Annotated in this window: 17 protein-coding genes; all 17 read left to right on the plus strand. The window is 39.2% G+C overall.

Translation table 11 applies throughout. The features are described from left to right. The first annotated feature begins 18 nt into the window (after window positions 1–18). The gene (locus tag D7D53_RS00300; RefSeq protein ID WP_120769770.1) at window positions 19–3,048 is read left to right on the plus strand and encodes an SspB-related isopeptide-forming adhesin; all 3,030 of its coding nucleotides are present in this window, start codon (window positions 19–21) and stop codon (window positions 3,046–3,048) included. Between the two features lie 63 nt (window positions 3,049–3,111). Continuing rightward, on the plus strand, window positions 3,112–3,612 hold the full coding sequence (locus D7D53_RS00305) for a hypothetical protein (RefSeq protein ID WP_033681025.1): 501 nt from the start codon (window positions 3,112–3,114) through the stop codon (window positions 3,610–3,612). Between the two features lie 73 nt (window positions 3,613–3,685). Then, window positions 3,686–3,910, plus strand: a complete 225-nt coding sequence (locus D7D53_RS00310; RefSeq protein ID WP_000340303.1) for a hypothetical protein — start codon at window positions 3,686–3,688, stop codon at window positions 3,908–3,910. Between the two features lie 27 nt (window positions 3,911–3,937). Continuing rightward, window positions 3,938–4,687, plus strand: a complete 750-nt coding sequence (locus D7D53_RS00315) for a hypothetical protein (protein ID WP_033681026.1) — start codon at window positions 3,938–3,940, stop codon at window positions 4,685–4,687. A gap of 41 nt (window positions 4,688–4,728) precedes the next feature. Beyond that, complete coding sequence (locus D7D53_RS00320; RefSeq protein WP_033681027.1) at window positions 4,729–5,841, plus strand: hypothetical protein; 1,113 nt, start codon at window positions 4,729–4,731, stop codon at window positions 5,839–5,841. Between the two features lie 61 nt (window positions 5,842–5,902). Continuing rightward, a complete protein-coding gene (locus D7D53_RS00325; RefSeq protein ID WP_001047223.1) occupies window positions 5,903–6,124 on the plus strand; it encodes a hypothetical protein in 222 nt (73 codons plus the stop codon). Next, the gene (locus D7D53_RS00330) at window positions 6,121–6,468 is read left to right on the plus strand and encodes a PrgI family protein (protein WP_000197459.1); all 348 of its coding nucleotides are present in this window, start codon (window positions 6,121–6,123) and stop codon (window positions 6,466–6,468) included. The genes D7D53_RS00325 and D7D53_RS00330 overlap by 4 nt, the downstream gene beginning before the upstream one ends. Then, window positions 6,428–8,782, plus strand: a complete 2,355-nt coding sequence (locus D7D53_RS00335) for a VirB4-like conjugal transfer ATPase, CD1110 family (RefSeq protein ID WP_033681029.1) — start codon at window positions 6,428–6,430, stop codon at window positions 8,780–8,782. Before D7D53_RS00330 ends, D7D53_RS00335 begins: the two co-directional genes overlap by 41 nt. 25 nt (window positions 8,783–8,807) lie before the next feature. Further along, window positions 8,808–11,444, plus strand: coding sequence for a phage tail tip lysozyme (locus tag D7D53_RS00340; RefSeq protein ID WP_033681031.1), 2,637 nt, complete (start codon window positions 8,808–8,810; stop codon window positions 11,442–11,444). A 19-nt stretch (window positions 11,445–11,463) separates the two neighbouring features. Continuing rightward, window positions 11,464–12,108, plus strand: coding sequence for a hypothetical protein (locus D7D53_RS00345; RefSeq protein WP_033681032.1), 645 nt, complete (start codon window positions 11,464–11,466; stop codon window positions 12,106–12,108). Further along, entirely contained in the window at window positions 12,105–12,377 is a 273-nt protein-coding gene (locus D7D53_RS00350) for a hypothetical protein (protein WP_033681033.1), read from the plus strand. The genes D7D53_RS00345 and D7D53_RS00350 overlap by 4 nt, the downstream gene beginning before the upstream one ends. After that, complete coding sequence (locus tag D7D53_RS00355) at window positions 12,331–13,170, plus strand: hypothetical protein (RefSeq protein WP_033681035.1); 840 nt, start codon at window positions 12,331–12,333, stop codon at window positions 13,168–13,170. The genes D7D53_RS00350 and D7D53_RS00355 overlap by 47 nt, the downstream gene beginning before the upstream one ends. 12 nt (window positions 13,171–13,182) lie before the next feature. After that, window positions 13,183–13,701, plus strand: coding sequence for a hypothetical protein (locus tag D7D53_RS00360; RefSeq protein ID WP_033681036.1), 519 nt, complete (start codon window positions 13,183–13,185; stop codon window positions 13,699–13,701). Beyond that, on the plus strand, window positions 13,698–15,497 hold the full coding sequence (locus tag D7D53_RS00365) for a VirD4-like conjugal transfer protein, CD1115 family (RefSeq protein WP_033681037.1): 1,800 nt from the start codon (window positions 13,698–13,700) through the stop codon (window positions 15,495–15,497). The genes D7D53_RS00360 and D7D53_RS00365 overlap by 4 nt, the downstream gene beginning before the upstream one ends. A gap of 20 nt (window positions 15,498–15,517) precedes the next feature. Beyond that, window positions 15,518–15,781, plus strand: coding sequence for a hypothetical protein (locus D7D53_RS00370; RefSeq protein WP_000449753.1), 264 nt, complete (start codon window positions 15,518–15,520; stop codon window positions 15,779–15,781). Further along, on the plus strand, window positions 15,772–20,109 hold the full coding sequence (locus D7D53_RS00375) for a PBECR4 domain-containing protein (RefSeq protein ID WP_033681038.1): 4,338 nt from the start codon (window positions 15,772–15,774) through the stop codon (window positions 20,107–20,109). Before D7D53_RS00370 ends, D7D53_RS00375 begins: the two co-directional genes overlap by 10 nt. Before the next feature lie 70 nt (window positions 20,110–20,179). Further along, entirely contained in the window at window positions 20,180–20,596 is a 417-nt protein-coding gene (locus tag D7D53_RS00380; protein ID WP_033681039.1) for a hypothetical protein, read from the plus strand. Window positions 20,597–20,611: the final 15 nt, after the last annotated feature.

A 20,611-nucleotide genomic window follows, 5' to 3' on the forward strand; every position in this document is an offset into this window, starting at 1 on the left:
TTAAAGGAGAAAAGAAAAATGTTAAAATCAAATGAATATAAGGCTTATGGTTCAATCCGTAAAACAAAAGTTGCAGGAGCTTGTGGAGTAATCTTGGCGCTTGCTATGTTAGGTATGGCGTTTAATGGTACTGTATCGGCTGATGAAGTTTCAACTGCTAAGCCTGTTGCTGTAGAAAAGAAAACAGAAGTAGAAGTTCCTATTTCTCATGACAAGCTTGACAAAGCTGTAGCAGAAGCTAAAAACGCAGGTGTAAAGGTTGAAGTTGGAGCTGTTCAGGACAAAGGTGTTGCAACCTCTGAAACAGTAGCAGAAAAGCAAAAAGAAATTGAAGCTGATTATGCTAAACAGGAAAAAGATGTCAAAACTGTGACTGATGATTATTCTTCTAAGGTAGATAAAACTACTAAAGAACGTGAAGTAATTGAAAAAGAAAACAAGGCTAAACAAGAAGCGTATGACAAAGCTGTAACGGATCATAAAGCAGAAGTCAATCGTATTGAAGCCGAAAATAAAGCTATTCTTGCAGACAATGCTAAAAAAGAAGCTACCTACAATAAAAACGTAGCAGATCAAAAAGCCTACAATGAAAAGGTTGAAAAGGACAACGCTGATTTAAAAGCTGATTATGACAAAAAACAAGCAAAATATGAAAGCGATCTTGCTGAGTACAACAAGAAAAAAGCAGAACTTGCTAAGAAGGGGGTAAAAGCTGAAAAACCTCATATCAAGGTTTATGGTGATTACGACAACAGCAAGCGTGGTAGCGTTGGGTATTACAGCAACCTAACAGCTTCATTTGAAGGTATTGACGGTCTAACTGCTGTAAAAGATTATATTGGTTTGCACTCTGACACTACTATTAGTGGTAGTCGTGCAGGATTGCTTGGGAAAAATCCTGAATATTTTGCTGAAATTGTAAATCCAAAGGCAGGCGATTCATTCACGCTTCACAATGTTGCTGAAAGTAAAGATGGTAAGAAAATCTCTGCTAAGTTTACTTTTAATAGTGCTGAAGCTTATTTTGTAAAAGATGGAAAACCGTTAAGTGATACTAGAATTTATGTTCGTAAAGATAATGGAAGTGGCTCTATTAACTTTGTATATGGGAACTTGATTCAATTTGATACTAAAGTTGATTTATTCTATGAAAAGACAAATAAACCTGCTGTGACAGCGATTGCTTCAACTTTCAACGACATTGACTGGGGACAGGAGTTACGCTTCACTTACCAAGACGGTTCAGAAGGCATTGTCCTTAACCCTAACGGTTCAGATGTTAAGAAAATTACTCGTGGTGGCAAAGAATATTTTAAGGGCGAACATAAGTCTGCTAGTGGTAAATATTACGAAAACGTTGGAGACGAGTCAGATATTCCACTTGGTTCACTTCTTTCTGTTGGATATGGTTCTAGCTTTAATTTTGCTTATCATATCGGTGCAGGTGTGGCAAGTGAGGAAGAAATTGAGTCAAAACGAGCAGAAGTAATCAGACAAAATGGTGGCAAAAACCTTGCCGATAAGGATATTTTCTATCAAGATGGTTGGGCTGTTGGATTGTTTGGTAAAGCAAGTTCAACTGTGCCAATTACTATCCCTTTGGATCCTCCACGTAAACCTGAATTGAAACAAAAGGATACCAAAGAAATTCCTAAACCTAAATTGGAAAAACCAAAAGAGTTTGTACCTCGTCCAACACTTCCAACTCCACCTGCTCCAACTCCACCAGAGAAGAAAAAAATTCCTGAAATGCCTTTAGTTCCTACTGTCAAAGTGAACTATTCACGCTTGCGTGTGAAACCATTAACTCCAAAACCTAAAAAGGCTATTGTTGATACATTCGGACATAATATTGATGGGGCTAATACATTCGATAAGAATGTAAAATTCCGTTTGACTACTGATTATAAGCCTTATTCAACGTTTACTGCTGATTCTAAAACTTATGGTAAGACATGGGCTATGGCAGATGATGTTCAAGATGGTGCTTACAAGGTAGATGACAGCAAAATCACTATGAAGGATTCTACTGGTAAAGATGTTAAAGCGCTCTTTAATATGTACCATGTTCTTTCTGAAAAACAACGCACAAAAGAAATTCAAAGCATTTTGAAAGAAGCTGGTTTGAATCCTAAAGGCGAATTTTACCTTTGGGTAGCGAAAGATTCTGCTTCATTCTATAAAAACTATGTGAAACCAGTTAAGAATATCACGATTGAGCTTCCTGCACGTTTGCTTGTAGAAAAAGGCAAAATTGTGAAAAATGATTTCCATCAAATTGACTTTGGAAATGCCTTTGTCTCTAATTTGGTAACTTTGCAAGTTCCTGACTTGAAACCTGAAAAACACGCTGTGGATCAGAAAGATGATAAGAAGATTCGTGATGGTCAAGAAATTAAAATTGGTGAATATTTACGCTATTTCCTTGATGGTGTAACTGTTCCTGCTAAACATGATACACTTTATCAGTATGATGGTATTGATAAGCTAGATGTGAAGCATGATCGCTATACTGGCAACTGGAAGGGTATCATTCGAGGTACAGAATATGTTGCCGAAAAAGAGCTTACATTGCCTTATGATGTAGTCTTGTCTAACGGAAAAGTGGTTAAGGCAGGAGACAAGATTGCTAAAGGCTCTGCGTATGCCTTCCAATTTGAGTTTGACCAAAGTACAAACTCTAACTTTATCAAGAAGATTGTTAAAGTAACATGGAATGAGAAAGAAGGTAAGTGGGCTTACACTATTGACAAAGATTTCTTGAACTCTCTAGGAGTGAAAGGTACGTTTGACGCTGATTTTTATATTGAAGTCGAACGTATTGCAGCTGGGAAGGTTGAAAATACCTTTATCAATACAGTCAATTTACAAGAGATGACGGCTAAAGTGACAACCACAACGCCAGAACCTCCAAAACCAGAGCCTAAAGAACCACACAAGCCACAAGCATCACTTCCAAATACAGGAACAGCAGCAAGCATGCTTCCAGTTGTGGGAATGATTTTGGGATTATTGAGTCTTGCAGGTCTTCGTAAGTATAAAAAATAGAACATCTAGAAATTCCCCCTCATCTATGGTATAATGAAGCCATAAAAAAGAGGGGGAAGAGAGATGAGAAAGGACACGAAAATGGATGCACATGTGACTAGAAGTGGATACAGATACTATACCCCAACTAAAACAAAATCAGAAGTAACCAAACCTGAAGAAGAGAAGAAGTGGAAAAAAGGCCTGCGTTGGCTAGGGAAAGCCACCTGGTTAGGAATAAAGAACCTACCGAGTGTGATTGCGAGAGCTGCCGTTTTGATGGTTGCGACTCCACTCATGTTTCTTCTCTTTATCTTTAATCTGATTAAGAGCTTGATTGCAACAGCAATTGGTTGGTTTGTGTTTAAGATTGTATCTTTCTTCGTAATAGGTTTTGGATTACAGGGATATGTTTTCCTAACTAAGCAGAACATTCCTGCTCCAGAATGGTTTAATAATCTGATGACAGATTTTGTTTTCCCTCACGGTGTTCCAATCTATTACTGGTGGGAAACGACTATTATCGTTGTCTTAGCTGTAATTACAGCCCTCTCTCTAACCTTTCGTCCAGAGGATGAAATATAGTATTAAATAAACAAAGTAGGTACTAGGAATCTTTCTTAGTACCTTTTTTATAAAAGAAAGTGAGAAAAAAATAATGGATGCAGTTGTAGATTTTATTAACAAAATTGGAAATATCGGTGGGATTATCGGTATTGGATGGGCCGCTTGGGGAGCCTGGGATTTAGCCGTCGGAATCAAACGTGAATTGGATGATAAGAAAGATAAAGGAATTCAAAGTTTGATTTTAGGTGCTCTTCTTGGTGCCGTTCTGAAAGCCCTTTTTACAGCCTTGGCAACAGGTCTTCAATCTCTTGGCTAGTATGAGGAAGAAAAAGGAGGTGGTTGTATGAACCAATCCACACTTGATCAACTAACCATGAGTCTAAAAGACTATAATGCGACAGCTTATCAGCTGATGGAGACTGTTTCGGGTTCGATGGAGAAGGTAGCCATTTTGCTTCTTCTCCTTTTTATGGGGATCAACCTCATGAACTGGCACCAGCATCTTAAAAGCAATGGTGGGGAGTTATCTTTTCAGCTTTGGATTGAAGAAATCCTCAAGTATGCCATCGCACTCTTTTTAATCCTCTATGTGGATGCGATTTTTGATGCCTTAACTTGGTTGTTTAATGTCATTATCAAATCTATTGCTAGTTTGGGAATTAAAGAGATAAAAAATGATGCTGAGTTTAGTTGGACAAATTTAAACTGGATGGCTAAGTCAATGCTACAGTTTGTTTATAATGTCGTTGACTTTATCGGGCAAATCTCGACTAAGTTGTTGATCTTGTTGCGTTCCTTTACGCTTTATACGTATAAGGGAATCGCTAAAATTATTGTCGCTTGTTATATGGTAGATAGCTTACGTCCGATCTGCCTTGGCTTCTTTAAGCTCTATGCTGCTGCTGTCCTTCAGGGATTGATTTTAGTGGTTGTGATCATGCTTTATCCAGCTATTGTAACTAACGATCTTTTGACAGTTGATAAAACTGGAGCCTGGACAAGTGCCTTAGTTTCCATAGCTAAAGGAATTATTTATATCATGATGCTATTTGGCAGCCAGCGCATGGCCAAGAATATCATGCAGGTGAACTAGATTATGGTATAATAAGGAGAGAATGCTGAAGGAGAGATGGTATGGCTGTTTCGAAGTTTTATGCAGTATGGCGGAAAGAATCCAGAGAAGAAGAGATTGTGAATGCTTTTCAAGCACTCGCTCTAAAGGGGCGAGCACAAATTATTACGACGCCGAAAGAACAGGCGACTCTTTTTGATTTGGAAACGGGTCTCAAGGTTAATCCAAGAAGTAGCCAGAAAAAAGATGGTCGCTATGTAGGTCAACCATACTTTAGTTACTATCCAGGTGAAGAGAGCCCGTTAAAGGGGTTAGAAAGTAGCTTTGAGTATTCCTCTGAGCTGAATGCTTTTATCGAGGCTTTCAAGACTATTGAGAAATTTCAGATTGAATATGACAATCATACGGCTTATATTTTTCCTAAAGCTATTTCTCCGATGCAACGGATTGTATTTGAAGATGAAGACTTTGTTATTCTAAAGCTCTTGATTGATATCGATGAGACTTATCCTTATTCTGAATACTACCGTTTAAATGGTCAACTAGGTATCGAATTTTATAAAACGAGAAGACCAGAACCTGTTAAACGGATAAAATTAGCTAAAGAAGGTATTCCCTTGTTTGAAGCCAAGGCTCATTTCCCTAAGTCTACTAAGATTTATGTACCTGAAGAATTTACTTCATCTGAACAGGTTAAAAGTGTTGCTGATAGAGTGAGGAAAGTTTATCAGGAAACAAACTATAAACTGTATGGGAATTTTGATAAATACCACATAGAAGCATTTGTCTTTTTAGATGACAATGAAAGGAAGTACCACACATTGAAAACGTATGAAGAACAGTGTCAGGAATTGCAGGCAAAAATTGAGAAGTTGGAAGAGAACTTCAATCAAAAAACTGAGAAAGTCAACCAGCTGAGAAAAGAAATTAAGCAAGCCGAAACAATCTTGAGAAACTATCACGAAGAGGAGGAGTATTACAAGAAGTTAGAAAAGGATAATCAAAAACTAGAATCAGATAAACAAAGATTGAAGCAGGAAAAAGGAGAAATTATCTCTAAAAATCAACGTCTAACCAATGAATCACAACGTTTACGTAGACTGAAAAATGTAGCAGAAGAGAAGATAGAGTATTTACAAAAACGATCGTTCTGGCAAAGACTTCTCAATAAATAAAAATAGTAGGTAATGAAACAGTTCTAAAGAAGAGCTGTTTTTTTGATGGAAAGGATAAAGTATGAATTTAGAAGAACTCAAGCAACGGCGAGATGAGCTTGTGCAAGACAATGCTTGGATGGATAATTTAATTAAGGAAAAAGAGGAAGAGTTATGGGAATTGAAGGTAAGAGGTATTGCAGCTTCTGAGCTAGCGAGATCGGCATTGGAATCTGCTTTACGCTCTGCAGGAATTGTAGATACCTTTTACGGCCCAGATAATGGAAAGAAAGGAACAGAATGACACGTTTAGGCAGTGAATTTTTAAAGGCTTTAGATAGCTACGAAAGGCCAGTTTTAGGGTATATGACACTGAGACAGTTAGTGCTACTATTTGGTATCGCATTGACAGTAGTTGTCACAACCATCCTCTATTGGCTGAAGGCACCTGATACTATTCTTTATGGCGTTGATATTTTGTTATTAGCGCCTTTTGTTATTTTCGGGTGTTATTTCGATGAGAAAATTAAAGATAATGTTCGTTTCATGTTAACCAAGCAGGAACGCTCTTATCAGACAGATTATGACAGAAAGGAATACACAAGAAATGAATTTATTCGGCCGAAAGAAAACCCCGAAACTCTCTAAGGAGGAACGGGAACGGGCCAAACGTCTAAGACGTACCATGACGGCATCTACACAGAATAGTCTTAATTATCAATGGTTGATGCCTGATGGCCTCATGAAAATTACAAATGATCAATTTTCAAAGACCTATCGCCTAGGTGATACAAGCTATATTACTGCAACAGATGATGAGCGAATTGATATTATTGAAACAAGCGCTGATATTTTTAATTCGCTGGACATTGACAATGATATGCAGCTATTGATCCTGAATCGTAGGGTAGAAAGCAATAGCTTATCTTCTATTCGCTATGATTTGGTTGGAGACGGATATGATGATTATCGTAAAGAATACAATGCGATGATCAATGATCGTTTTTCTCAGGAACAAAACACCTTCAAGGTAGAAAAATATCTGACGATTACTACCCAAACAGACCAGGATCATCAAGCTAGAAGAATCCTTGATGATACAGCCAGCGTTATTGAAAGTCAATACAGTGGCTTAGGAATCTCCTTTAAGGAGTTAGAGGGATTGGATCGTCTTCTTATCTTCCGAAAACTCTTGAGGCGAGAAGGTTTTATTGATTTTAACTATGAAGACATCGCTATTTCTGGATTATCCACCAGGGACTTTGTAGCTCCAAACTATCTGAAGTTTGAAAAAGATCATATGAAAATTGATGATTGTTTCGCAAGGGTGATGTATGTTAGACAATATCCTACCTTCTTGAATGACAAACTGATTAAGAATATCCTGGATACAGGAATTGAACTGGCTATCAGTCTGCATGCGAAGCCCTATGATACTGCAGATGCACTGAAGAAAATCAAGACAGTTAAGTCAAGTGTACGTAGGGAAATGATCAAAAGTCAGAAGGCTGCCGCAAAAGAAGGTTATGGAAGTGACCTGGCGGTTGGTGGGAAAGCTGTGGAGACATCTCGCGAAACAGAGAAATGGACTGAAGAACTCCAGGACAATGACCAAAAAATGTTTTCAGGTGTGATGACGATTTTCTTCATAGCTGACACTCTGGAAGAGTTGAATATCTACACAGAGCAGGTTCAACGATCTGTCCGTAAGAATACGGTAGAACTGGATAAGTGTTACTTGTACCAGGAAGAATCCTTGAATACCATTCTACCGATTGGAATTCCATTTATCAACGTAAAACGCCGTTTTATGAGAGATATGACTACCAGTAACTTGGCCACACAAGTCCCATTTACCAACGTAGATCTTCGATCTAACAGTCCACGTGCAATTTATTATGGCCAGAATCAGCTATCAAAGAACGCTATCACAGTTGACCGTAAGAAAGACTTGAATACAGGTTCAGGTTGTATCTTTGGGACTTCAGGATCAGGAAAATCTGTTCTTGCTAAAGGAGGAGAGATTATTCCTACGACTCTACGTTATCCTGAAGATAATATTATTATCGTCGATCCTGAAGATGAGTACACTGGTATTGGTCGAGAATTGGGTGCAGAAATTATCACAATCGCTCCTGGATCGCAACATCACTTTAATTTGTTGGATCTACCTGATAAGGACAAATTACAGGCAGAAGATAGTGACCCGATTGGCCAAAAATCAAACCTCTTATCAACCTTGTTTGAGAATATATTCTCTGAGGTATCAGACGATGAATTTGCGATGATTGACCGTGTAACGAGAAAGACCTATGAGGAATTTGAAAAACCAACATTTAAGGATTGGCAAGCAGTTTTAGAACGTCAACCTGAAGCCGTAGCTAAGGATCTGGCGCTGAAGGCAGAACCTTATACTATCGGTTCAAATGATATCTTTGCTCATCCTACAAATGTCAATATGAATAGTCGCTTTATTATCTTCAATCTCAAGCAGTTGAGTGGTAAATTGAAGCCATTTGCTCTCCTGGTGATTCAGGACTTCATCTGGAATCAGGTAGTCAATAACCAAGGTAGATCCATTACATGGTTGTACTTTGATGAGTTGCAGCTATACTTCAAAAATAAACTGCAAGCAACCTTCTTTACAGAACTATACTCACGTATTCGTAAGTACGGGGCTATTCCAACAGGGATTACACAGAATCCAGAGACTGTTTTATCTACAGAGGAAGGTAGAAAGCTAGTCGCAAACTGTGAGTTTCTAGCCCTCCTGAAGCTGAAGCGGACAGACTTAGAAGCCCTGGAGCAGGTAATCCCTCTTACGCCTTCGTTGGAGCGATTTGTCTTGCGACCAAAAGCAAAAGGTACGGGTTTGATTGTGGCTGGAGATACAATTGTTCCATTTGAAAACCCTATTCCTAAAGATACTAAACTCTATCAATTGGTTGCGACAGATAGTTAAAAAATAGAAAGAGAGGTGATATCTTTTGTTTGAAAGTGATCCTAAACAATTAAAACAGGAGCGCAAGAGGAGAATCAAAGAAGGATCATACCTCAATAATAAAAAAGCTCCTAAAGAAGCACGTTTAGACTCAAGAGTTGCATTTAAAGAAGCTAAGAAGAATTATCGCTTAGCGAACAAAGATTATAAATTACACAAAGGACCTCAAGCAACAGCTAGAGGTCTTTTCTTTAAGCAACAACGTGATCGAGCAAAGTTGGAAAAACAAATTGCCACAACGCTCTATAAACGAGCTAAAAAGGCAGATGATAGTTATATTCCTAACCGCCTGAAGAAACGTGCAAAACAAAGTGCCCGAATGAAAGCGAGACACGACGTTGAGAAGACAGTCAGAGATAATGAGATTCTTGGAGACTGGGTTCAGGCTAGGCAAAATATTCGTCAATTTAAGTACCAGGTAAACACCTCTAAAAGAGCGTTAAATGCTGTAGGAAAATTATCCAAGTATTCAATCAAGCACAGCTATGGACAGCTCAATAAAAGCTATAATTTCATCAGAGGGCGAGGGTATACTCGAACACCAAAAGAGTTCTCCTGGGAAGGAAAACTCAGCAAAAAAATGAAACATGCCAAAAAGCGACTGGGACGTTCAAAGTTTGGGAAGGCATCAAAACGTACAGGAAAAGTCTTAAAGTTTTCGTCAAAAATACTACGTTCGATTTTAACAAATCCTTTAGCTGTCAAGTCCTATTTCTTAATGTTTATCATCTTTGCAGTATTTGGGATATTTATGTCTGTTTTTGGAGGGAGTGGTCCAGTCCAACAAAATGAATTTGACTTGAACAAATCCTGGCTTCAAATCAGTAAACGTGATAGAGAGAAGTCAAATGATAAGGTTGACTATTGGACGAACATCGATGATATGCTCTTTTTCATGAACTTTCGCTACGGTAGTGATTGGAAGCCAGAGAGTTCCTGGAAAGATGGAACAGGTGGTGAATGGGCTGGGACATTAGGTTTTAATCACTATTCTGATGCCTTGAATGATCTTTGGAATCATTTGAATGATGACCCTCACAATTTGAAGAAGATGGCTGACTTATATGGCCCCTCGTCAGATCTCAAGTGGACTAAGTTGAGTGATAGCGAGTTAGAAGAGTATAAAGAGCTAGAGGAGTTGACTAAAGAAGTTGGTCGATACCCCTCTTATCAAGAACTAGCTAATCCATTTTACCAGGAAGACGATCCTTCTTATCAAGCTCCTCTAGTTATCCTGAAGAGATTTGGTTATACCTCTAAGAGTGAAATTTATGAAAAAACACAACTAAAAGCTTCAACAGGACAAGCTCTAAGAGCTCCTATTGACGGTCAAGTCAGTGTGACAGATGATATGACTGTATCCATCAAAACAGATAAAGCCATCTTTACTTATGAAGAGGTAGGAAATATCCGTGTTTCTGACGGTGATCAGGTCAAAGCTGGAGATGAGGTTGGGAAGGTAACGGCAAATGGTTACCAGATCATTCAGTATCAAAAATTGGAGGAAAAAGCGACAAAGGATAAGAAAGAAAAGTGGACATCAGTTAATCCAGGCTTTTACTTTCAATCTGTCACGTACAATCAGACAACCTCAGTCATTACCACACTTAATGGCGATTTGGGGCAAAAATCACGAGCGATAAAAGATTACTTGAAGCAAAAGGTACCAGGGCTGACAGATAATGGTTTGGCAGCCATGCTTGGGAACTTTGCAACTGAAAGTAATATCAATCCTAAACGTGCTGAAGGAGACTATCTTAGCCCACCAGTAGGGGCTGATTCTTCTTCATGGGATGATGAGTCATGGTTAGCTATAGGAGGACCAGCGATTTATAACGGAAGATACCCAAATATTCTTCGACGAGGTTTAGGATTGGGACAGTGGACAGATACAGCGGATGGCTCCACGAGACATACTCTATTATTAAACTATGCAAAATCTAAGAATAAGAAGTGGTATGATTTGGAACTGCAACTGGATTTTATGTTGGAGGGGGATACTCCTTACTATATCACAGGACTAACTTCAATTCTAACTAGTACAGAGGATGTAGAGACGCTTACAGAGCGTTTCCTGGTTAATTGGGAAGGAAACTCTGGAGATAAGGTCTTAGAGCGCCAGAATAATGCTAAGCAGATCCACGCTTTTCTTACTCAACAAGTTCGAGGAGGTGGAGCGTTAGCATCTTCCTGGAATTTCCCTGCCGAGTATCAGTCAAAAGTGGAGCACCCTCCTACACAAGCTTCTATGACTACACAACAAGGAAGCGGCTACCCAGTTGGTCAATGTACTTGGTATGCGTATAATCGTTTAGTTGAACTAGGAACGATTACAGACTTATCAGGGTCCTATGGTTACCTTGGAAATGGTCAGGATTGGGTAACAAGCCTAGTCGCAAAAGGATGGAAGTACAGTACGTCACCAACGAGAGGGGCTGTTGTATCAATTCTAGGTGGATTTGGTGGGACACCAGGTGGATACGGTCATGTTGCGATTGTGGAAGCTGTGAACCTAGACGGTTCATTCCTAGTTTCGGAATGTAATGTCCAAGGTGTACAGGATAAGGTCCATTTTCGTGTTCTCTATCCAGCTGACTACTATACATTTGCGACACCGAATTAAAAAAGAAAGAAGGTAAATCATGAAAATGATAGATATGGAGAAATTGAAACTCCTGAAAGTAGGAGGAATCCTTATAGGAGTTGTGCTAGTTCTAGGATTCGTATTCTGGATTGGAGCAGCAACCTCATCACAAAAGAAAGCTAAACAGGAAGCTGAAACTACGCAACAAGAAACCAAAGCAGAGGGAAGCGAACTAACGCAAGAATATGTAAAGGAATTCTTGACGGCTTACTTCAATAAGCAGGATCTGGGAGAAAATAGAAATCGCTATTTGCCCTATATGACAGAAGCTGCTTACAATCAGGAAGTGAACTCTGAAGAAGAACCAACGGTACAAACCTATAAGGGCTATGTAGTGGATACACAGATGAAGTCTTCTACCATCTACATCGATCAAGAAAACCATGTTGCCCTAGCTCAAGTGAGATACACTCAGACACAGTTACAGAAGAAGTATGATTATACTAACGCCCAAACAAACGTAGGATCTTCAAGAACCATACGGATTCGCTTCAGCAAGCAAGATGGGAAATACCTGGTAAATCATATTGACCCCATTTTGATTGTGGACAGCTTGAACACCAGCGAAAAGGCGAGTATTCCATCGTTAAACAAACCAATCACTAACCAAACACAAAGTACAGAAGGGAAAAAGGAACAATGACAAAATTAGAAACTTTGGAAAAACAAAAACAGAAAGCGGAAGACCGCTTAGCTGACTATATGGCCAAGGCCAAGAAGGAAGAAGAGAAACTGCAGCAGCTAGAAACTCAAATCATTCTGGCCAAACATGAGGAACGGTCAAACTACTTGGCCGAACATAATTTAACCTGGGCTGATATTGAAACAGCTCTTGCTGAAGGAAAATTGAAAGGAGCTGAAAAACATGTACCGTTTAACCAATCTGACACAAAACACGACCACAACGTATAAGAATCGAGACCTTGTGTATCAAGCCCTGGAGCGAGAAAATGCCAAGGTTAAGCATGAGGGGGCAGAGGCCGTTTTATTGGTAGAGGAACTGGATAAAAAGAATGTAGTGATCTACCAAGAAGATGTCTATTTGCCGTTTGAGGGAATTGTGGATAGCCTCTTCCTGAAGCCTGGTACGTTGAATCACCAGGAGGCCCCAGCAAAAGAAGCAAAAAACTCTTTCTTTAAGCGCCAGCCTGAAACAAAACATGTAGAGAAGACTCCTGAAGAGAAAGCTAAAGCCACTTCCTTGAAACATGAAACTCCCAAACCTCGAACCTCTTCTAAACGCTCTTTTTGGGTGTATTTAGGAAGAGTTCTGGTGTTGTTTGGTCTAGTAGGAAGTCTGACACTTGCTGGCTTATCCCTTACGCTAGTTTACCATCAAGAAAAGCAACTCTCGGCCTTGTCCAAGGAACTTTCAAATCTAAAAACTATTCAGTCAAAAACAGGAGAACTAGATGCCTTTTCACGTTACTTTTTGCCAGCCCTTTACTCTGATAAAGGGAAAATGACTGATTTCGTAGCTCCTCAATTAACGATAGATAGACAAGCAGGTCAACTGCAGTCTGTGATTTTGGAATCTAGCTTGATTGTTGATGAAACAACTTATCAGCTAACCTATGTAGTGGCCGTGAAAGACGGTGAGAATAGAAGTCAGAAACGCTTGGTAGTTACTGTGAAGGAAGAACCTTCAGCACCTTACGGATTCCAGGTTATTGCTAAGCCAGAACTATCCAATTATCCAAAATAAAGGAGGTCTTACATGGATCAAGAAAAAGTCAGTCATTCTCTGGCTTTAAAAGGAAAAGTTACTCTGGAGATGACGATACAAGCTCTGTATGCCCTCGCAAAAGCCCATTATGACAAGAAACAACATAAGGCGGCAAATCGAACTTTTGAAGGGGAGACGCTATTCAATGACTTTATGGCCACAAAATCAAAAAAAGATGTCGAGAAGTTATTAAATAGTGAAGTTCACTTGGCTAAGTTGAAGCATTACCTGGAGGAGTATAAGGTAGGTTTTACTTATCATCAAAAAGATGGTACAAACTATCTCTTCTTTGAAACAAAAAATCGCACCTTGGTAGAAAAGGCTCTCAAAGAGATGTTGGCAGATATCACGAAAAGCCCAGAAAAATTGGAAGAGTTTGCGAAAAAGGTGCTGAAGAAACCACATGAAATGACTCCTGAAGATAAAATCAATTACTATAAGACAAATAAGGTCTATAAAGGAACGATGCCAGTAGTTACGAAGGAGATTGGGAAGGAGAAGACACGATGATTAGAAAACCTATATGGCCCTACCTGGTGGTGGGGCTATTTTCATTTGTTATTTTCCAGTCCTTTTACCATTACTACCAACTTTCGACTGCAGCAGTGCCTTTCATGGGAATGTTGCGGCTTCGTTGGTTGATAGAACACTGGGAACGCTTCTCTTTTGGTGTTTTCTTTGATTCAGGAGCCTTATATGCAGGGTTGATCGGATTCGGCCTCCCACTGCTTGTCTATGCTTCTATGGATAAGAATTTATATCGTCAGGGAGAAGAGCAAGGTAGTGCTCGTTTTGCGACTTTGAAGGAAATGAGACGGTTTGAAGACGTTGATTTTGAGAAGAATATGATTTTTTCAAAACAAGTTAAAATGGGCTTATTTAACTTTCGCTTAGCCTACAATGTTCAGCTCAATAAAAATGTGATTGTCATTGGTCTTCCAGGAGATGGTAAAACCTTTACTTTTGTATTGCCAAATTTAATGCAGATGAACTCAAACTTTGTTGTGACGGATCCTAAAGGAAACCTGGTACACGAAGTTGGGAAGATGCTTGAGAAAACTGGCTATGCCGTTAAAATCTTTGATTTGATTCGGCTCAAGAATTCAGATCGGTTTAATCCTTTTCATTACATGAAGTCTGAGCTAGATATTGATCGTATTTCTGAAGCAATTACTGAGGGAACAAAGAAGAGTGAGCATACTGGAGAAGACTTCTGGGTTCAAGCAGAGTTGATGCTGCAACGTGCATTGATTGGTTATCTCTATTTTGACTCTAAGGATCCTGAAACTGGAGTCCAGTTATATATGCCAAACCTAGGCCACGTTGCGGATCTATTAAGAAATATGTATCGAGAGGATCCAGATGTACCAAGCCCTGTCGAGCAGATGTTTGAAGAACTGAACGAACATCAACCTAACAACTATGCTTATAAACAGTGGAAATTATTCCAAAATTTCAGAGGCGAGACAAGAAACAGTGTGGTAGCGATTTTGTCTTCTCGTTATTCTATCTTCGACCACGAAGATGTCCGAAACTTGATTAGTGAGGATACCATGGAAATGGATACCTGGAATACGAAAAAGACAGCTGTTTTTATTGCTATTCCTGAAACCAATAACGCCTTTAATTTTCTTTCCTCAATCTTGTTTGCGATTGGTTTTGAGGTTCTTACACATAAGGCTGATGATATCTTGCAAGGGAAAGTACCTGGCTACAGTAGAAAAAATCTTCGCCACATTCAATTTATCTTCGATGAGTTTGCACAAATTGGCCGTATTCCAAACTTCGCCCAGGTCCTCTCTTCTATTCGTAGTCGTGAGATGTCTATTAAGATTATCATCCAAGCTGTCAATCAGCTAGAATCACTTTATAAAAGTGATTGGAAGACCATCTTTAATAACTGTGCTACTCACCTATTTTTAGGGACAAATGACAAGGATACGATGGAATACTATTCTACAAGGTCAGGTAAGCAGACTATACGCACTCGATCCACCTCAAAATCGCATAGTTATCGTAATGGATCATCAAGTGAAAATAAACAAATTCAAGGCCGTCCCCTTCTAACTCCAGATGAAGTCGCAAGAATTGGGGTAGAAGAAGGATTGGTCTTTATTTCTAAACAAAATGTCTTCAGAGATAAAAAAGCAAGTGTCTATGATCATCCTAGAAAAGATGAGATTGCAAGTTCCCCTGAAGACAAAGAAAACTGGTACGAATACACTCGAAAAGGAACAGACATCGACGGCTTGCTTTTATATGCCAACGATTTGACTCCGCAGCTAAAAGAGTTATTCGTGGCCTAACATACAGAAAGGATAGTAGGATGGAAACACCTAAAACACAATTAGGATACCTGGAGAGTATCTCGCAGGTTCTAGCATTAAAGCTAGAAAATTTAGCCACAGAACGTTATGCTATTTGGCAGCTACTTATACAGGCAGATGAGGAGAGTTTTTATCAATTAGCTCCTCATCTTTTTGTGACAACGAATCAGGAAGATCCATTAGTTGTTAGTGAACTAGATGCAACTCCTGAGGGTTATCTTTTATTCAAGGAATTGGTCGAGGAGGAAACAGGATGGTTTTAACAAAAGCACAGGCAAAATCGCTGGATATTTTAGAAGTAGCTCGTAGTCTCGGAATGGAAATGAAGAGAAAGTCACACCGAGAGTATTACTGGGCCGAGCATGACTCGTTTAAGATTGATACTGTGAAAAATACCTGGCATTGGTATTCTCAAAACCTATTTGGCGATACTATCAATCTCGTGCAACAAATGCAAAATGTCAGCTATAAAGATGCTATGGTATTCTTGGAGACAGGTTCCTTTCCTGAAGCAAAACCAGTAGAGGAAGCGCGAAAACCCTTCAACTATACACTAGCGCCTTACGAACAACCATTTGTGGAGGCGAGAGCCTATCTTAAGGAGATTAGAGGTCTCTCTGATGATACAATCGACTTCTTCCTTGAGAAGGGAGTAATTGCTCAAGCTAAACGTAAGGACAAAGAGGGCGTTATAGAAGACGTATTAGTTTTTAAATACTTGGATAGAAATCAGCAACTGGTAGGTGCGAGCCTTCAGGGACTTGTTCCTGATCAAGAACGTCATCCAGGTAAGGGCTACTTGAAACAAATCATGTATCAATCAGAGGCTATCAGTGGCTTAAACGTTTCTATAGGCTCTCCTGAGCGTTTAATTGTGACAGAGGCACCAATTGACCTTATGAGCTATTATGAGCTTCATAAGGGCGAATTAAACGATGTTCGACTAGTTGCGATGGAAGGATTGAAAGAGGGAGTATTATCCCACTATGTTCTTGAAATGTTACAGGATCGAGGGGAGATTGCGATGGATGAAAGGGATTATACCAAGTCTAGCGAACTAACACGTACCTCGAGATTCCTATCTGTTGCAGCGGAAACCTCCACACTTTTCCAAGATCACAAATACGATGATCTCATCACGTTGGCAGTTGATCGTGATAAAGCAGGTACAGACTTTATCACCAAACTACGGGAGAAGAAAATCCCAGTTATCGATGCAAGACCACCACAACGTGAAGGTCAGGAGAAGACAGACTGGAATGAGATTCTGAGGCAGGAAAAACAAATGGAGAAGACTGAGGAAATTCACTCATCAAGTTCTTTTCCTGATACCAGCCACCTTTCTCCTGAAGATGCAGCGTGGTTGAAGGAAAACTGGAATAATATAGGTTTTTCAGTAGAGCCTAGAAAACAAATGGTTATTGATTCGGACAAAACAGTGACCTATGAAAAACCTTCCAATCCTCTTGGAGATGGTAGGGAGCCCAAAAAACAAATTCAGAGCACAGAAAAAGCTCCTGAGAGTTCCCAGGAGCAAATGAATGATAGGGCCAGTGGTGGAGAGGGCTATTCACAGCATGATGCTGTAGGCAGTGCCGAACCTGAAGCTGAATTATCAGCAACCTTTGAGCAAACTGTTGCCAGTCACCCGACATCACCCTATCGTTACTTACATTTTAGCACAACTTTTGAGGAAGTGCAACGAAGACAATCGAAATACCATCCAATTACAGCTGATGATTTGAAAAGAATGAATCAGTACGCTGGTTCTATTCAGAAATCATCTCAATGGTATTTAGAGGAATTAGCGAATAGTAAAATCTATTATTTCTATTCCAATAATGGAGAGGTGAGTTTGCTAGATGTTAATTTTAAACGAGAAAACTTTTTACACTTAACAGGAATCAGGCCAGTTGTTCCAGGTAGGAATGCTGGAGATTTTGTAGTCGATTTTGCTGAGGGAAGGGGAGACTATAATCAAATACTGGTTAGTAATAGTCTAAAAGAAAAATTACAAGTTATTCCTATGCTAGAGGATATTCTTGATCCTAAATCGTTTGTTTTGGATAACTTAGACGAAGTGAGAATTGCGCAACGACTTAACTTTTCAGAAGCTATCAAGAGTAAAGACGAGGATTTCTTGCTTCTTTTCAAAGATATAGGAGAAGAACGTGTCCCTGCATCTCTCATGAAAATCAAGAGAGATCTAAAAGTTGATGTAGAGAAAACTAAGGAAAAAGTTATACTTGCTGTCTTTCGTGAACGTGATGGTAATATTGAACAGTTGTCTATCAATGAGGATTATGTCAAGGATAGAGGAAATGAGTTGCAAACCATTTTGAAAGATGGCTTGTTTGAAGAAATCAAGCTTGATACAACTAAGGGAATTGAACAAATAACTCCTGAAAACACACTGAATGGCTTACTACTTGATTCAGCTATGTTTACTCAAGTCCTAGATACTGTCTATAATTTAGGTGTGCCAGGTGACATCTCAAAAACTCCAGAAGAATTTCATCAAGCCTGGAATCAGTATCTTGACTATGCGAAACGGTACAATGATAAATTTGACCAGATTGTTGCTGCAGCTGGAGAAGATCATCTTCTAGACACAAATTCAGATTTTTATAAAGAATGGAAACAAGATCATATCTATAAAGAAAACTACCATGTACGCCTTCAATGGGCTGAGGAGCGCCCAGATGGGCCTAAATTGCCCTTTAAAGAAACAGATCTGATATCTTATCAAGATTTTGCTAGAGAGCTTTACAAGGCCAATCAGAGCTTCTATCCGTTACATCAGGAAGGACTAAAACAAGTGACTGATGGTCGCCCAGAAGGTTACATCTCTCCAACTAAGATCCAGTTTAGTATCTACGCTCCCGATGGTGAACTGATCCAGGATGGCATCCGTTACGATATTGGGAATGAGATTAACCCAATCGCTCACAAAGGAAGACTTGGAACACGAGAAATGAGAGAGTACCCAGAATTGATGAAGATAGATGGGGCCATATTCACTCCGTATCATCTGGAGAGATTGGCGAGTGAGTTAGATATTTCTCAGTTCAGTTACGCTTTAGAAGATACTCTTTACGCAGATCAACTTCTATCCCAACTCCCATTTGGAGATTTGGAAAATAGTCCAATTGGATTTACAGATAGTAGTCATGATGGTCGCCTTGGATTTATCTCTTTTGATGGAATGGATAGTGTTGAGGTCGAAAATCTATCTGCTTGGTTTGAGAAGTTGGGAGTCAAAGACTCACCTATGGAACAATTGGCCCTTATTGAAAAATGGCAAAAAGAAATCAAAGGTTTATCAGAAAAAGTTGAACAAACGATCTCCACAGTCCGAGAAGAATTTGAGAAATCACAAGAGGAAGAAATCAAACTAGAAGAACAAGGCTACAACAAGCAGGAGTTGGAACATGATGCGGATGCTGATGGTGTTTCTGATGAGGAGGAGTTGCTTCAGGGAACGAATCCGTATGATTTTAGATCGAAACCAGGTTCTAAACCAGAGGGCGAGGAGAGTCTACAAGCGGACGAAGTTGTGTTAGCAGCTGGCAGTCTTGCAGTCGCAGATTTTATTCAAAATAAAGATATGGCAGGATTAAGTCGTCATTTTAAAGAAGGGATTAAGGAGTTTCTGGATTCAGATAAGTACAAAGACTATCTAACGAAAATGAGCCAACTAAATAATTATTCTAATCGCAACTTACGCTTAATTCTTGCACAAAATCCTGAAGCAAGGCAAGTAGCTTCTTTCAAGCAGTGGAAAGAAAACTTTGGTCGCTATGTGAAAAAAGGTGAGAAGGCTTTACGTATTTTTAAACCTATGACGAAGATCAAAAATGATGAGAATAACCAACCAATATTGGATAAAAATGGGAAACCAGAAACAGTTACATTCTTTGGTTTGGTACCAGTTTTTGATGTTAGTCAGACAGAAGGAAAGGAGATGCCAAAAGCTGCAGAAGTGAAAGAACAGCTGACTGATTTGGACTATGCAAATCTTTACCGTGCCCTGATGGCTATTGCAAAAGAAAATGATGTATCGGTTCGATTTGAGGAGATGGAAAATAATAAACATGGATATTATTCTGTCCCAGAAAATCAAATTGTTTTACGTAGTAATGAGATGAACAAGGCTCAAATTATTAAAACTTTCTTACATGAGATGGCTCATGCAGAGTTGCATCATGCAGATAATCCTCAAAAAGAAAATCTAACTAGAAGCACTGCTGAACTCCAGGCTGAAAGTGTTGCTTATGTTGTTTCTTCATACTATGGTATTGATACGTCAGAGTACTCCTTTAACTATCTATCTGGGTGGTCTGCTGATAAGGAGACACTTGCTGATTTAGAAGCACAGTTAGATATTGTCCAACAAGAAGCTAAAAGTTTAATGGTTCGGATGGATCAAGCATTGGAACAATTAAGATTGAGTCAGGAGAAACAAACGAAGCGTAGTTTTGAACAAAAACTGGAGAAGTTTAAAGATCAGAGCAAGCAGGCTGTCGAAGATCACAAGCAGGAGTTGAAAGCAGATGCACAATCAAAAAAAGAGAAGGGTTTCTCGAAATGACCGAACGGGACACCCCAAATAAACCCAAGGTCAAATTAAAAACAAATCATCATCAAGGAGGACAACACTCATGACTAATGAACAAGAAGAACAACTGATTATCATCCTTTCAGACTTTATTCCAATCATGGATGGAGACAGAGTTCAAGGAGTATTGCCAAACGCTAAAGACTTGACTCGCCAAAAAGTTCTGGAGCAACTAGAGGAAGAACAGTCTCAACTACCTGAAGGAGATCCTGCTCTTTTGGAGTGGGAAGAAGAAAATATTGAGCTACTCAAGATGATTACAGATGAAGAATTTCAAGCTGTACTCACTGAAAAAATCTTACTGACAGAAATACAAATTGGGCAGTCTATTTTCCAGCCTCTAACTACTCAACAACTTTCTGTCCTAGCTGAAAAGTTGCAAGGTCAGAAAGAAAAAAGTGTAGAAAATAGTGATAAGCAATCATCTATTTTCAAAAACATCTTCAGTTGGTTACGATAAATTGTTAGAAGTTGT

Origin of the sequence: Streptococcus gwangjuense, assembly GCF_003627155.1 — a bacterium.
Classification (GTDB): domain Bacteria; phylum Bacillota; class Bacilli; order Lactobacillales; family Streptococcaceae; genus Streptococcus; species Streptococcus gwangjuensis.